Raw genomic sequence first — 14962 nt, 5'->3', positions numbered from 1 at the left:
GTCCTAGAAGGCCCGCGGAGGCCCTCGGCGGCAATTGGATCGCACGGAGGGGAAACTGTCGACAGCTGTCTAGCTGACTATGATGTAAGTCACAGGAAAGAGGTGGGTGAATGGTCCCGGCGCGATCACCTCGCTATCTGGAAATAGCTGCCGAGCTGCGCCGCCGGTTGGACTCGGCGGGCGCGGGTGATCCATTGCCGAGTGAGGCCGAGCTTTCGGAAATGCACGGCGTGAGCCGGATGACGGCCCGCCAAGCCGTCAAGTCACTCGAGGCGGAAGGATTGGTCTATCGGGTGCCGGGGAGCGGCACGTACGCTTCTGGTGCTGGGGCTGATCAAACCGTGGGGGTCTGGCGTTCGTTCACCGAGGAAATGGACGAGCGCGGCGTCGAGGTCACATCCAAGGTGCTCTTTTCCGGCTGGGTCGAACCGACACCGGACATCGCAGCGGAATTGGGTATCGCTCCCGGCAGTCGCGCGGTCCGCGTTGCACGCATCCGTCTGGGCGATGGACTGCCGGTCGCGCTCGACACGGTGACGTTGCCGCCGCGCTGCGCCTTCGTCCTCGGGTGCGACCTCGCCACGAACTCGGTGCGGCGAATTCTCGAGGATCGCGACATCGTTTTCACCGAGGCCCGCGGAACGATCGTGGCGACGACCGCCGACGCCAATGATGCCGAAAAGCTGGGCATCCCAATGGAATCACCGTTGTTGGTCGAACGCCTGCGCGTCGAGGACCAATATGGGGAGCGCGTCATGACCCGCGAGACGAGGTATGTCGGCAGCAAGTACGTATGCGACGTGCACTTGTGTCGTGAGGGCGGACGCTCCTGAGGGTGAATGTACCTCTCGCACATCGGACGCGCCGAGAGGTACATTCACCGGCGGCTAGCCGCCCAGCTTCTTGTAGAACGTTCCCACGATGGGGGCGATGACCGCACGCGGACTGTACTGTCCGGCAGCGGACATCGCCTTGCTGATGACGCCGGGCACGATGCGCATCTTGTTGTCGGCCAGGGCGTCGAGCGATACCTTGGCGGTGTGCTCACTCGAGATCCACAGGAAGTCGGGCACCAGTTTGTCCACGATCGATGCGTCCGCGGGATCGGGTTCCTCGGTGCGCACCGGTCCGGGTGCAAGCAGGGTGACACTCACGCCAGATCCCTTGAGTTCGCCGCGAAGTGACTCGGAGAAGGTGTTGACGAAGGCCTTTGTGGCCGCGTATGTGGCGTTGTAGGGAATGGGCATGTTCCCGGCCGCAGAGCCGACCATCAGGATGGCGCCGGACCCCCGTTCGAGCATCCCGGGCAGCACGGCGAGGGTGAGGTCGTGTACGGCAACCGAATTCAATTCCACTTGGGCCCGCTCGTAGGCAGGGTCGAGTTCGGCGACCGCGCCGAACGTAGCGATTCCGGCGTTGTTGCACAGGACGCTGATCTCACGTTCGGCGAGTTCGACGACCAGCTTGGCGCGCGCGTCCCGGTCCGAGAGGTCACACGCTCTCACCTCGACCTCCACGCCGTGTTCGGCGCGGAGGGTCTCGGCCAGCGACTCCATGACCTCGCCGCGACGCGCGACGAGGATCAGGGAGTGGCCGCGCGAGGCAAGATCGGCGGCCAGCGCCTCGCCGATTCCAGACGAGGCGCCGGTGACGACGGCGCGGGCAGTGGGGTTGGGGTTAGGCAGGCTCACGGTCAGCCAGCCTAGTGCGTCAGATCTGTGCCGCGAGACGGGTGCCTTGCTCGATCGCGCGCTTGGCGTCGAGTTCGGCGGCAACGTCCGCTCCACCGATGACGTGGGTGGTGACGCCGGCGACGGTCAACTCGTCGATGAGGTCGCGAACTGATTCCTGACCTGCGCAGATAACGACATTGTCGACGGGAAGGGTGCGTGCCTTCTCGCGCTTTTCGCCGAACGTGATGTGCAGGCCGTCGTCGTCGATGCGTTCATAGTTGACGCCGGACAGTTGCTGCACGCCTTTGTTCTTCAGCGCGGCGCGGTGAACCCAACCGCTGGTCTTCGCTAGACCCGCCCCGATGCGGCCCTTCTTGCGCTGCAACAGGTAAACCTCGCGCGGGGACGGCGCGGGGTCCGGTGTGGTGAGCGCTCCCGGAGCCGACTCAGGGTCGGTGACGCCCCACTCCTGCTTCCATTCCTTCAGGTCGAGGGTGGGGGAGTGCTCGTGTGTGAGGAACTCGCTGACGTCGACGCCGATACCGCCGGCGCCGATTACCGCCACCGACTTCCCGACGGGCTTGCCATCCCGCACGACCTCGGGATATGTCAAGACCTTCGGATGGTCGATCCCCTCGATGGTCGGGACGCGCGGCGTCACGCCGGTCGCGACGATCACTTCGTCGTACTTGCCTACGAGCTCGGTCGCACCGACGCGAGTGTCGAGACGGACGTCCACTCCAGCGAGTGCGAGTTGACGGTTGTAGTAGCGAATCGTTTCCGCGAACTCCTCCTTGCCGGGAATCTTGCGGGCGATTCCGAACTGTCCACCGATCTGCGAATCCGCCTCGAAGAGCGTCACCGAGTGGCCCCGCTGAGCCAGACCGAGGGCAGCCGACAACCCGGCGGGTCCTGCTCCGACGACGGCGACATTCTTGGTCGTTCTGGTGGGCGAGAGGACGAGTTCTGTTTCGCGGCCCGCGCGGGGATTGAGTAGGCAGGACACCTGCTTTCGCATGAAGACGTGGTCGAGGCAGGCCTGGTTGCAAGCGATGCACGTGTTGATCTCATCCGAGTTCCCGGCCTCGGCCTTGCGAACCCAGTCGGGGTCGGCGAGCATCGGCCGGGCCATCGAGATCAGTTGGGCGTCACCGCGGGTGAGGATCTCTTCCGCGACCTCGGGCATGTTGATCCGGTTCGACGCCGCCACCGGGATGCTCACATGCTTCTCGAGCTTGCCGGTGACGTCGGCGAACGCGGCCCGAGGGACAGACGTCACGATCGTGGGAACACGGGCCTCGTGCCAGCCGATGTCGGTATTGATGATGGTCGCGCCAGCAGCCTCGATTTCCTTTGCCAGCGTGACGATCTCGTCCCATGTTTGGCCGCCTTCGACGAGGTCGGCCATTGACAGCCTGAAGATGATGATGAAGTTCGGCCCCACCGCGGAGCGGGTTTGACGGACGATCTCGACGGCCATTCGCCGACGGTTCTCTGAGGTCCCACCCCATCTGTCCGTGCGCTTGTTCGTGCGTTCGCACAGGAACTGGTTGATGAAATAGCCTTCGCCGCCCATGATCTCGACGCCGTCGTAGTTCGCCTTCTGTGCCAAACGTGCGCATCGTACGTAGTTGCGAATTTGCCAGCGTACGCCCCGATCGGTGAGTTTCCGGGGGCGGATAGGGTTGATCGGTGCCTTGATCGACGAGGCGGAGACGCTGAACGGCTGATAGCTGTAGCGCCCGGCGTGCAGGATTTGCAGAGCGATCTTGCCGCCCTCGTCGTGCACTGCCTTGGTGATCGCGAGGTGACGTCGGGCCTCGAACCGGTTGCTCAACTTGGCGCCGAATGGGGTGAGCCAACCCGTTCGGTTCGGTGCGTATCCACCGGAGACGATCAACCCGACACCGCCGCGGGCACGTTCGGCGAAGTACTCGGCCAGCCGCGGAACGTCCTTGGCGCGGTCTTCGAGACCGGTGTGCATCGAGCCCATGATCACCCGGTTCTTCAACGTCGTGAAGCCGAGGTCGAGCGGGGAGAGGAGCTGGGGGAACTGTGTCATAGCGGCGTGTCCTTACTGTGAGAGCGCGTCGAGTACTTCTTGACACCAGTCGGCGAACCCCTCTTCTACGCGAATTCCGCCGCGCAGGACGAGGTACTGGTGGAGGGCTGGTCCGGAAAGCTGATCCGGGGTGGGGAAGTCACGTTGTTCGATCATGCGGTAGACCTCTAGCCGTGCGGCGTGACCGTCACGGTGGCGGGCAACCTCGGCGATGAGCGCGGCGAGGTCACCGTGCTGTGCGGCACGGATCTTCACCGCCAGTTCGTTGCGCATAGGGATGGGTGCGCTCGGTTCGGCGATCCAGCGTCCGAGCTCCGATCTCCCGGCGTCACTGACGCGGTAGACCTTCTTATCGGGCCTGCCGTCCTGGGCGACCACCTCGGCGTTCACCCATCCGGACTCGTCCATGCGCTTGAGAACGCGGTAGATCTGCTGATGAGTGGCGCTCTGGAAGAAGCCGATGGATTTGTCGAACCGGCGAGCCAATTCGTAGCCCGACCCTGAACGTTCGGTCAGGGAGACGAGCAGCGCATGTTCGAGTGCCACGAGCAGAGTATGTATGCAACGAGGTGAGTATGCAACCAATTGCACAATATCTTTTTGTAATCGACTCGACTCGGGAAGATCAGACCCGCCCGAACATCCTGTTCGCCGCCTAGGCTCGCGGACATGAGCACCGACGTTCGTCCGCCGGCCGGGATCGGGGAAGCCGCGACGCGCCGACAGGTTGTGGCCTGGGGCTTGTGGGATTGGGGCTCAGCCGCGTTCAACGCGGTGATTGTGACGTTCGTCTTCTCCGTGTACCTCACCGACGCGGTCGGCGACGACCTCCCCGGCCCGGTGTCGGCAAGCGCCTGGCTCGGGTGGTCACTCGGAATCGCGGGATTCTTCATCGCCGTGCTCGCACCCATCTCAGGACAGCGATTCGACGCCGCTGGACGGCGCAAGTGGGCCCTCGGTGCCCTCACCCTCGCAACCGTCGCCTGCATGGCTGCGATGTTCTTCGTCCGCGACTCCTATGAATACCTGTGGCTCGGCCTGGTGCTGCTTGCCGTGGGTTCGGTGATCTTCGAACTGGCCAATGTTCCCTACAACGCGATGCTCCGGCAGGTGTCGACACCGGCGAATATCGGCCGGGTGTCCGGCTTCGGTTGGTCGATGGGCTACCTCGGTGGGATCGTGCTCCTGCTGTTGTCCTATTTCGGGTTCATCGTCGGTGACGGCGACCAACGGGGTTTTCTGGGGTTGACCACCGAGGACGGGATGAATATCCGGATGGTGGCGGTGCTGGCGGCCGTCTGGCTCGCAGTCTTCGCGATTCCGGTCCTGCTGACCGTTCCCGAGTTGCCGCGTCTCGAGGTCGACCCGGGTGCAGACAAGGCGGGCTTCTTCGAGTCGTATCGGGTGCTGGCCCGAGACCTACGCGACCTCTGGTCTGCCGACCGCCGCACCGTCTATTTTCTGGGGGCCAGTGCGCTGTTCCGGGACGGTCTCGCGGGCGTCTTCACGTTCGGAGCCGTTCTGGCCGTCAACGTCTACGGCATCAGCGTCGCCGACGTGCTGCTGTTCGGCGTCGCAGCCAACGTGGTCGCCGCTGTCGGGGCCCTGACTGCGGGGCGGTTCGACGACAAAGTCGGACCCAAGACGGTGATCGTGACCTCGCTGGTTGCGATGATCGTTGTCGGCATCGTCTTGCTGATGGTGTCGGGCCCGGCGATGTTCTGGCTGTTCGGGTTGCTGTTGTGTGTGTTCGTCGGTCCGGCGCAGTCGTCGTCGCGCACGTTCCTGGCCAGAATCACACCGCCGGGCAGGGAGGGGCAGATGTTCGGTCTCTATGCGACGACGGGCCGCGCCGTCTCGTTCCTGTCGCCGAGCCTGTTCGGGCTGTTCGCTTTTTGGTTCGCTGCGGATCGTGGCGGCATAGTCGGACTGCTGGTCGTGCTTGCGATCGGACTCGGCGCTCTATTGGTGGTGCGGGCACCCGAACGCGACTAGCGCTTCGCGCGATCGTCGCCGATACGCAGTTTGTCCGGGAAGAGTCGCCGTTGGGTAAGCCAGCCCGCGGCCGCCACTGCGATCCAGATCAGTGTGGCGAACACCTGCTGTGCGCCCGCGTTCGGATTGTCCAGGAAATCCAGGGGGCCTATGGCCAGGCCGAGTCCGGACGCCACCATGCTCGCTCCGCCGAGCGCGGTCAGCCACAACAGCGCTCGTGCGCGGTACCGGTCGGCGATGAAGCCGCAGGCAACCGCCAGTGCGACGATCACGACTGCGCTCAGCAGCCAGTTGGTGTCTTCCGGCTGCAGGACGCGGCTGAGCTTCGCGCCGATCACGGCGCCGGCGATGATTCCGAGGAAGAACGCGGCGAACTTGAATATCAGCGTGGTGGCCACCCACGCCACCACCGCACCGATCAGGGCGACCAAGAACGTCGTCCCGATCGATAGCGACAGCAGGTCGGCCAGGAGCCAACCGAGCCCGAATCCGGAGGCGAGAACCGCGACGTGAAGTGAACCGATGCCGGCGAAGCACAGAACCGCCCCGACCAACAGGATTGCGATACCACTCATGGTGCCCTCCCCGGGTGCGCGAGATGCGTACTGCCATCAAACCAGAAGAATGGCCCCGCAGACGGGAACGGCGGACTTCAAGCGGGGTTGGTTCCGGTGCGCTCGAGGATCGCTTTCGCGAGTTCGGTCGGTCGCTGCTCGGGAATCCAGTGCGTGGCACCTTCCAACACGATGAATTCGTAGGGTGCATCGACGAACTCACCGCACATCTCGGCCCCGGCGCGCCCCATCGCGATGTCTTCGGTGCTCCACAGATAGGTGGTGGGCACGGTGACGGCGGGCGTCTGGTCCAGATCGCTCGTCATGGCGCGGTAGTAGTTCAGCGCACCGGTCAGGGCCCCCGGTTCGGTGAGTAGAGCGACATGTTTGTCGACCAATTCCGGTGCGACGGCATCGCCGAACATTGCGCGCAGGCGCCGTGCGTTGTCTTCGAGGAGGACCTGCTCGGCCTTGCCTTCCATCCTCAGCAGACCGATGTAACTCGAGCGCTGCTGCTGGTCTTTGTCTTCGCGCAGTGCCCGGCCGAATGCGGCGAGGTGGGGTACGGAAACGGCGGTGAGAGATGTGATGCGGTCGGGGTGACGGGCAGCGACCACCCAGGAGACCGTGGCACCCCAGTCGTGGCCGACGAGATGGACGGTGTCGAGGTCGAGAGCGTCGAGGAGGCCGATGACATCCGCGGCGAGACGATCGACCCCGTACGAGTCGACTCCGTCGGGTCTCGCGCCGGGCGAGTACCCGCGCTGGTTCGGCGTATAGGTCCGCAGACCCGACGCGTTCAGCAATTCGCTGACGGGTCCCCACGCCGCGGCGCTTTCCGGAAACCCGTGTAGGAGAAGGACTGCCTCCCCGTCGGCTGGTCCACTGATGGCGACGTCGAAAGTCAGGTCGCCGACGGTGATGTGCGCATTTTCTGATGTTGACAGCATTCCGACACCCTACGACGCGCGCGCTGGTTCGCTCCCTGCTTCCGGCCAACCGTGCCGAGGCGGGGGATCTCCGAGCTGAATTTTCAATCTGTCGTCAATCAGGTGGTTCAGCTACCTGCCCAGCTGCCTGCTCCGTCGCGGGCTTTGCTGCCGGTGCTGTCTTGGGTATGGGCCATAGGGCCATGCGGTCGAGAATGCGGTCGCGGATCACCAAGGTATGAAACAAGATCGCGCACATGTGGGCTGTGAAGGTGGCGAACAGCAGGTACGCCAGCGTCAGGTGGGTGTACCACAGCACCGCGTACACAGTCGTGTTGTGCGGTGCGATCGCCGGAAGGTGTAGTTGCCGAAAGAGAACGATCGGGACTCCCGCACTCGACAGCATGGCCCAACCGGCCAACGGTTGCGCGACCAGCAGTACGTAGAGCAGTTGTTCCGACCGGGTCGCCACACGACGTTCCCATGGCCGCATCGTGGACAGGAACGGTGGTGGCTTGTGCAGCAGCCGGTTTCCGATTCGGATCACGACGAAGATGAGGATCGCGATCCCCAGCGGCCGGTGGATGGCTAGAAGAATGTTGTAGTTGGCCAGCGAGGCCACCATGGTGACGCCGATGAAGAGCTGGGTGATGACCATAACCGCCATAACCCAATGCAGCAGTCGGGAAGGGAGGGCGAACTGTGGGGTACGGCCGATCTGCTTATCGCTCATCGAGCACCCTCTCGACGTTGACTGCACTGGGCGTTTTGGGCTCGCTGGACCTACGTTGGAAGGATTTGGCGTACACCGCCGACCGTGCGCTGAGCAGTGGATCGTCGGACCGCGCGATGCCGTAGGGAAGAATGAGCGGGTCGAAGTTGATGTCCCGGGCGTTGCCCTGCTCTTCGGTCTGTACCGAGTCGATCGTCAATCTGCCGGCATCGATGGCGTGTCGGTGTGGCGGCCACGGCACGGTGGCGTCGTTGGTTGGGTCACCTGGTTGGCCGATCGTGAGAATCAGGCGCCAATACAGGGGTGTGTCCGCGACCTTGCGGATCAGGGCGTCGAAGAGGTAATCCCTGCCGGGTGGCTGTACAGGGTCCGCCGGTTCGAACGGTTGCTCGGGGACGACCATCCAGCGCACCGGGCGGACGGCCCCGAGGCTGTCGGTGACGCGGAACGCGTTGAGTCCGTAAAAGGTGCTGTTGTCGAATCCGGAGCTGGGCGGGTTCTGCCCGATGATCTCCATCGCCGCAGCGGTCTCAGGGTGCCTGGCCAGGAACGCGGCCATCTTGTCCGGATCGGGATTGCCGGTGGCGGGATCCGGCTTGGATGCGAGGATTCGCTCGAAGAAGCCTTCCGGGGTGTTGTCGAAGAAAACCGGGATGTTGACCATCGCGGTCCGCCACTGTTCTCCGTTCGGCAGGGTGAACAGCAATCCCAGGCCTCGTACGGTGGCATTCGCGTCCGCAACATCGGGGACGCCGCCGGACAGCGAGAACCGGCCCTCCACCGCGAACTCGCCGGGTTGGAAGACCACGGCTCTGGATATCTCGGCCCCCGCCCCGTTGCTGATGAAATGCCCAGAGGCGCTCAGTCCCTTGGCATGATTGCGCCGGAATCCATCGTGCTTGCCGAATACCTGCTGGAACCGATCGGTGAATCGCGATGGAGTCAACCTGCCGGGCGTCAACCAACCTCCCGCGTACAGGAAACCGCCGACATCCACTGCGGCGATTCCACCGAGGGCAGCGAGTCCGAGCAGGACGCCGCGGCGACTCAGCGTCGGGGACGCATCTGGTTTCTCTTCATCGCTCATGGGTTCTGCCCACCAGTCCCGTGGCCGCGACGGCCACTGCGAACCCTGCACGCCGGATCTTGTCGAGATGTCTGCTCACGTCAGTTCTCCACTCCGTCGATCGACCGATGTAGGCAATGCCGCCTTGTCGGTCAGAGCTGGTGGTGGGCGCCAGTTGCCCGGGCAGATCCAGCGTACGTGTCGGTACCCGTTCTCCGCTCGGATCGTCGAGTGTCCGGCCCCGGTGCCATTGCAGCTCCCAAGACACGAAATCCTCTTCAGATGCGAGTCGTCCGGATCCAGTGCTGTGTCCGGCTGGACGCGGTTCGTCGTGGTTCGGGCCCCTCGTAGCTCTGAGACGCGCCGATCCGTTGCGCCATTTTGGGAACAAACCGGGCGGCGTGTTTCCATACGACCGTGAACGATCAACCTAACGCGCAACCGCCCCAGGGGCCTCCGCCCCAGGGGCCTCCGCCCCAGGGGCCAACGGACCAGGGGGCTCCGTACGAAGGCGGTCCGTACCAGGGGGCTCCGTACCAGGGCGGTCCGTACCAGGGCGGTCCGTACCAGGGCGCTCGGTACCAGGGCGCTCCGTACCAAGGCGGTCCGTACCAGGGGGCTCCGTACCAGGGGGCTCCGGCGTTCCCGCACGGACCCGTTCCGCCCACGGCCTCCATGCAGCCCGCGTATCCGCCCGCAGCGCCGGAGCCGACATCGCCGGATCTGGCAGCGAAGCTGAAGTCGCTGAAGCCAGAGAAGGTGCTGCCGTGGCTCGTCGGTGGCCTCTTTGTCTTCATAGTGGCTGCTGCCCTCGTCGCCGAGGCGGTGAACTCACCGTCCGATACCTTCACCATGGAGGGCTCACTCACGCTGTACGACTCGACGACCCGGTCCTACGGCTACGGAGAAGAGTTCGATTGCGAGGGCGACGGCGGGTACTCCGACATATACCCGGGCCGCGACATCCTGGTCTATGGCGTGGATGAGAGTCTCATCGCCAAGGGCGAGTTCGTCTCGAGCGACAAGACCGGCAGCACCTGCTCGATGCACTTCGCGGTCGAGGATGTACCGCGGGGCGAGCAGTTCTACCAACTCGAGATCAGTGACCGTGGCCGGATGACCTATAGCGAGGACGAGGCCCAGGAGAGCATCGGCCTCTCGCTGGGTGACTAGTGAATACCGATGCGGATTGACGACATCGAAGGGAATTCGATGATGGATCTAGGGGAGGATTCGTCCAAGAAGTGGAACGAATATTCGACCATGCGAATTATGGGTTCGCTTTGTGGACTCGGAAGCCCCGCGAACTGGGAGTTTGGTGCCCCCGGCAGGATTCGAACCTGCGACCAAGAGATTAGAAGGCTCTTGCTCTATCCCCTGAGCTACGGAGGCGCGGAGCACATATTACCCGGCGGCCGTTGAGAACGGCCGACCCAGTCCTTCTGCGATCTATATCTTCCGGCGCGGCTTCCACGTCCAGGTTAGCTGGAACACTCGCGTCTCCGACGGGTTGTCGTAGGTCCTACCCTTGTTGGCATGGCTACACCCCTGCTCACGAAGTCCGACAAGGAACCACAACCCCCGAACCGGGCCGATTCGTCTGCTCTGTTCGTCGTCGGCGGGCTCATTGCCGGTCTGGTCGCAGCCATCGTGGTTGGTCTCTCCGCCGCGCAGGCGCTCGTATTGCTGGGGATTCCGGATCCGGGCCCGATCACCACCTATGGGCTACCGGCAATGCGAGCGGTGTCCGAGGTTGCCGCGGTCATCACGATCGGGTCGCTGCTGCTTGCGGCGTTCTTCGTACCACCTCAGAAGTCGGGGGTCCTGGACGTGGACGGCTACCGTGCGGTCCGGACGGCCTCACACGCCGCGATCGTGTGGGCGGCGACCGCCCTGGTCCTGGTCCCGCTTTCGCTGTCGGATACTTCGGGGCAACCGTTCACCGAGGCTGCCAAGCCGAGCAACGTGTTCAGATCGATCGATCAGGTCGAACTCGCGAGCGTGTGGCGGTGGACCGCGATCATCGCCATCGTCGTGGCAATCGTGGCGCGGTTGGTGCTGCGCTGGTGGTGGACACCGATCCTCCTGGCAGTCGCGATTCTCGGACTGATGCCGCTGGCCTTGACCGGGCACTCGTCTTCGGGCGGTTCGCACGACTTGGCGACCAACAGCTTGATCCTTCACCTCGTCGCGGCCTCGCTGTGGGCGGGCGGGCTGTTCGCGCTGCTGGCCCATGCGCGACGGGCGGGCGCGTACACCGACGTGGCGGCACGAAGGTTCTCCGCGGTCGCGGGTGTCTGCTTCGCAGTCATGGCCGTCAGCGGAGTGGTGAACGCGCTCGTCCGCGTCCCGATCGACGACTTCATGACCACCACGTACGGTCGCCTCGTGGTGGCCAAGGCCGTGGCACTGATCATCCTGGGTATCTTCGGCTGGGCACATCGCCGCCGGGCGCTGCCCGCGCTGCAGAAGGATCCGACGAGCCGCGGAAACCTGATCCGGTTCGCGGGAGCCGAGGCCTTGGTTTTCGGCGCTACGATCGGGCTCGCCGTCGGGCTCGGCCGTACGCCGCCGCCACCACCGAGCAGCGTGCCCACCCTCACCGAGGTCGAACTCGGCTACAACCTGTCGGGTCCGCCGACGTTCGAGCGTCTGATGCTGGACTGGCGATTCGACCTGCTCTTCGGTACTGCGGCGATTGTTTTCGCGCTCGTCTACATGCTCGGATTGCGAAAGCTCCGCCGCCGGGGCGACAAATGGCCGGTGGGACGGACCGTGGCCTGGATGTGCGGATGCGCGGTGCTGCTCTTTGCGACGTCTTCGGGCGTGGGGCGCTATGCACCGGCGGTGTTCAGCGTTCACATGGGTGCACATATGGCGCTGTCGATGCTGGCGCCGGTTCTGTTGGTCCTCGGAGCGCCCATCACACTCGCGTTGCGCTCGCTCGATCCTGCCGGCAAAGACGGTGTACCGGGTCTGCGCGAATGGATTCTCAAGGCCCTGCACAGTCCCTACTCCCGGTTCATCACCCATCCCCTGGTCGCGGCGACGCTGTTCGTGGGCGGCTTCTACGCGTTGTACCTCGGGGGGATCTTCGGAGCCGTCGTCGATTCGCACACCGCGCACATCCTGATGAACCTTCACTTCCTTCTGAGCGGCTACCTGTTCTATTGGGTCGCGATCGGGGTAGACCCCTCACCGCGGAAGCTTTCGCCGGTGATGAAACTCGCGATGGTGTTCGGATCGCTGCCCTTCCACGCCTTCTTCGGCGTCGCGCTGATGAGTATGAACACGGTCATGGGCGAGGCGTTCTACCGCTCACTCGGTCTCGGCTGGAACTCCGACCTGTTGAGTGATCAGCAACTCGGGGGCAGCATCGCGTGGGCGACCGGCGAGATTCCGCTGATGCTGGTGATGATGGCACTGCTGATCCAGTGGTCCCGCAGCGACGGCCGCACCGCCCGCCGCGTCGACCGAGCAGCGGATCGCGATGACGACGCCGCTCTTGCTGCACACAACGCGATGTTCGCTGAGCTGGCGCGGCGCGATCGCGAGGCGGGTTTGTGACCGCGTCCCTCACGACATCCGAGCCGCTACCGCTCGCGGGAGGTGCGGGTCCGCGCAACCGACCCTCCGCGGTGCGGGATCGTCGCGCCACACCACTAGGCTGACCCCATGGCTGAGTTCATTTACACGATGAAGAAGGTGCGCAAGGCGCACGGTGACAAGGTCATCCTCGATGACGTCACGATGAGCTTCTACCCCGGCGCCAAGATCGGTGTGGTCGGACCGAACGGCGCGGGTAAGTCCAGCATCCTCAAGATCATGGCGGGACTGGATCAGCCGGGCAACGGTGAGGCATTCCTCGCTCCGGGGGCGTCCGTCGGGATCCTCATGCAGGAGCCGCAACTGGACGAGACCAAGACCGTTCGCGAGAACGTCGAAGAGGGCATGGGCGACACGATGGTCCAGCTCAAGCGATACAACGAGATCGCCGAGCTGATGGCCACCGAATACTCTGACGAACTGATGGAGGAGATGGGCGAGCTCCAGGAGAAGCTCGACCACGCCGACGCCTGGGAGATCGACTCCCAGCTCGAACAGGCGATGGACGCACTGCGCTGTCCGCCGCCGGAAGAGATGGTCACTCACCTCTCCGGGGGTGAGAAGCGCCGTGTCGCACTCTGCAAGCTGCTTTTGAGCAAACCGGATCTGCTCCTGCTCGACGAGCCCACCAACCACCTCGACGCGGAGAGCGTGCTGTGGCTCGAGCAGCACTTGGCGGCGTACCCCGGCGCGATCCTGGCCGTCACTCACGATCGCTACTTCCTCGATCACGTCGCGCAATGGATTTGCGAGGTCGATCGCGGGCGGCTGTACCCGTACGAGGGCAACTACTCCACTTACCTGGAGCAGAAGGCCGCCCGCCTCGAGGTGCAGGGCAAGAAGGATCAGAAGCTGCAGAAGCGGCTCAAGGAAGAACTCGCATGGGTTCGGTCGGGCGCGAAGGCCCGCCAGGCCAAGAACAAGGCCCGCCTGGACCGCTACGAGGAAATGGCTATCGAGGCCGAGAAGTCTCGCAAGCTCGACTTCGAGGAAATTCAGATCCCGGCACCGCCCCGTCTGGGTGACGTAGTCGTCGAGGTGTCGAATCTCGACAAGGGATTCGACGGGCGGGTTCTGATCAAGGATCTGTCTTTCACCTTGCCGCGCAACGGAATCGTCGGTGTCATCGGCCCCAACGGTGTGGGAAAGACCACGTTGTTCAAGACGATCGTCGGACTCGAGAAGCCCGACGCCGGCGAGGTCAAGATCGGCCAGACCGTGAAGCTGAGCTACGTCGATCAGAACCGTGCGGGTATCGACCCGAACAAGTCGGTGTGGGAGGTCGTGTCGGACGGTCTCGATCACATCGTCGTCGGCCAGACGGAGATGCCCTCGCGTGCGTACATCAGCTCGTTCGGGTTCAAGGGCGCAGACCAGCAGAAGCCGTCCGGTGTGCTGTCCGGTGGTGAGCGCAACCGCCTGAACCTCGCGATGACGCTCAAGCAGGGCGGAAACCTGATCCTGCTCGACGAGCCGACCAACGACTTGGACGTCGAGACACTCGGCTCGCTCGAAAACGCTCTCGAACAGTTCCCCGGGTGCGCGGTCGTGATCTCCCACGATCGTTGGTTCCTCGACCGCACGTGCACCCATATCCTCGCGTGGGAGGGTGGTTTCGGTGACAACGAGGCCGCCTGGTACTGGTACGAGGGCAACTTCGAGGGCTACGAGGCCAACAAGATCGAGCGTCTCGGACCGGACGCGGCGCGCCCGCATCGCGTCACCCACCGGAAACTGACGAGAGACTGACGCGGTGGCCTCCGACCCTGTGGAAGCAGGTGCTCCGGACGCACAGACCCTGGACGCAGGGGCTCCGGACGCACAGACCCCGGACGCAGGGGCTCCGGAACCAGATGCTTCGGACGCCCCTGCCTTCACGTACGAGATCCAGGTCCGTTGGGGTGACTCCGACCGGCTCGGGCATGTCAACAACACCCGGTTCGTGGAGTACATGCAGGAAGCGCGCGCACACTTCCTGCTGACGGAGCTCAGGACTGTCGGCTCGCGAGCCGGGGCGATGGTGGTGCGCAGGATGGAAGTGGACTTCCTGCGCCCACTCACCGACGATTCCGGACCGGTCAAGGTGGACGTCACGGTGCTGGCCGTCGGTACGTCGTCATACACGATTCGCCATGTCGTCACCGATCGGCACGGCGTCGTCTGTGGGATGGGCGATGCCGTTCTCGTCGCGTTCGACGTGAAGAAGGAACGCTCGCGCCCCCTGTCGAATGCGGAGCGAGCCGGGCTCGAACGCTACCTCGTGCCGGTCGGAGTCGGCTGACGACAGGCGGCACGGACTTCCGATGTGCACGGTTCGTTCCGTTTGCGGGGGCTACTCTCGAGA

At 64.2% G+C, this 14962-nt stretch carries 13 protein-coding genes and 1 tRNA gene; 6 read left to right on the top strand and 8 right to left on the bottom strand.

Annotated features, from left to right (window positions below):
* Positions 1-110: 110 nt before the first annotated feature.
* Complete coding sequence (locus tag BFN03_RS10875) at positions 111-833, top strand: GntR family transcriptional regulator (protein WP_070379014.1); 723 nt, start codon at positions 111-113, stop codon at positions 831-833.
* A 54-nt stretch (positions 834-887) separates the two neighbouring features.
* Here BFN03_RS10875 and cmrA read toward each other — a convergent pair whose 3' ends face one another.
* The 3 genes from cmrA to BFN03_RS10860 are packed head-to-tail and all read right to left on the bottom strand — an operon-like array spanning position 888 to position 4281.
* Positions 888-1691 (bottom strand): mycolate reductase, encoded by an 804-nt coding sequence (gene cmrA / locus BFN03_RS10870; protein ID WP_070379013.1) that lies wholly within the window; start codon positions 1689-1691, stop codon positions 888-890.
* Between the two features lie 19 nt (positions 1692-1710).
* Complete coding sequence (locus BFN03_RS10865; RefSeq protein WP_070379012.1) at positions 1711-3735, bottom strand: NADPH-dependent 2,4-dienoyl-CoA reductase; 2025 nt, start codon at positions 3733-3735, stop codon at positions 1711-1713.
* A 12-nt stretch (positions 3736-3747) separates the two neighbouring features.
* Complete coding sequence (locus BFN03_RS10860; protein ID WP_070379011.1) at positions 3748-4281, bottom strand: PadR family transcriptional regulator; 534 nt, start codon at positions 4279-4281, stop codon at positions 3748-3750.
* A 123-nt stretch (positions 4282-4404) separates the two neighbouring features.
* Between BFN03_RS10860 and BFN03_RS10855 the strand changes: the two genes are divergently transcribed.
* Positions 4405-5730: an MFS transporter gene (locus tag BFN03_RS10855; RefSeq protein ID WP_070379010.1), complete on the top strand. Its 1326-nt coding sequence runs from the start codon at positions 4405-4407 to the stop codon at positions 5728-5730.
* On the opposite strand, the gene BFN03_RS10850 is transcribed toward BFN03_RS10855, so the two are convergent.
* The 4 genes from BFN03_RS10850 to BFN03_RS10835 all read right to left on the bottom strand — a co-directional run bounded on the left by BFN03_RS10850 (position 5727) and on the right by BFN03_RS10835 (position 9033).
* The gene (locus BFN03_RS10850) at positions 5727-6305 is read right to left on the bottom strand and encodes a DUF4203 domain-containing protein (protein WP_070379009.1); all 579 of its coding nucleotides are present in this window, start codon (positions 6303-6305) and stop codon (positions 5727-5729) included. The genes BFN03_RS10855 and BFN03_RS10850 overlap by 4 nt on opposite strands.
* Before the next feature lie 77 nt (positions 6306-6382).
* On the bottom strand, positions 6383-7234 hold the full coding sequence (locus tag BFN03_RS10845) for an alpha/beta fold hydrolase (protein WP_070379008.1): 852 nt from the start codon (positions 7232-7234) through the stop codon (positions 6383-6385).
* Positions 7235-7328: 94 nt separating this feature from the next.
* A complete protein-coding gene (locus tag BFN03_RS10840; RefSeq protein ID WP_070379007.1) occupies positions 7329-7946 on the bottom strand; it encodes a cytochrome b in 618 nt (205 codons plus the stop codon).
* Positions 7936-9033: a catalase family peroxidase gene (locus BFN03_RS10835; protein WP_070380825.1), complete on the bottom strand. Its 1098-nt coding sequence runs from the start codon at positions 9031-9033 to the stop codon at positions 7936-7938. The genes BFN03_RS10840 and BFN03_RS10835 overlap by 11 nt, the downstream gene beginning before the upstream one ends.
* Before the next feature lie 396 nt (positions 9034-9429).
* Between BFN03_RS10835 and BFN03_RS10830 the strand changes: the two genes are divergently transcribed.
* Positions 9430-10185, top strand: coding sequence for a hypothetical protein (locus BFN03_RS10830; protein ID WP_157109597.1), 756 nt, complete (start codon positions 9430-9432; stop codon positions 10183-10185).
* A 143-nt stretch (positions 10186-10328) separates the two neighbouring features.
* On the opposite strand, the gene BFN03_RS10825 is transcribed toward BFN03_RS10830, so the two are convergent.
* Positions 10329-10404: transfer RNA gene (locus BFN03_RS10825), tRNA-Arg, on the bottom strand.
* A gap of 144 nt (positions 10405-10548) precedes the next feature.
* On the opposite strand from BFN03_RS10825, the gene BFN03_RS10820 reads away from it, so the two are divergent.
* From BFN03_RS10820 to BFN03_RS10810, 3 genes are all read left to right on the top strand, one after another.
* Positions 10549-12579, top strand: coding sequence for a cytochrome c oxidase assembly protein (locus BFN03_RS10820; RefSeq protein WP_070379005.1), 2031 nt, complete (start codon positions 10549-10551; stop codon positions 12577-12579).
* A gap of 108 nt (positions 12580-12687) precedes the next feature.
* On the top strand, positions 12688-14367 hold the full coding sequence (gene ettA / locus BFN03_RS10815) for an energy-dependent translational throttle protein EttA (protein ID WP_070379004.1): 1680 nt from the start codon (positions 12688-12690) through the stop codon (positions 14365-14367).
* Positions 14368-14503: 136 nt separating this feature from the next.
* Entirely contained in the window at positions 14504-14899 is a 396-nt protein-coding gene (locus BFN03_RS10810) for an acyl-CoA thioesterase (protein WP_070380824.1), read from the top strand.
* Positions 14900-14962: the final 63 nt, after the last annotated feature.

Source organism: Rhodococcus sp. WMMA185 (genome assembly GCF_001767395.1).
Classification (GTDB): domain Bacteria; phylum Actinomycetota; class Actinomycetes; order Mycobacteriales; family Mycobacteriaceae; genus Rhodococcus_F.
The sequence above is the reverse complement of the archived record's forward strand: the minus strand, read 5'-3'. Positions and strand labels throughout refer to the sequence as shown.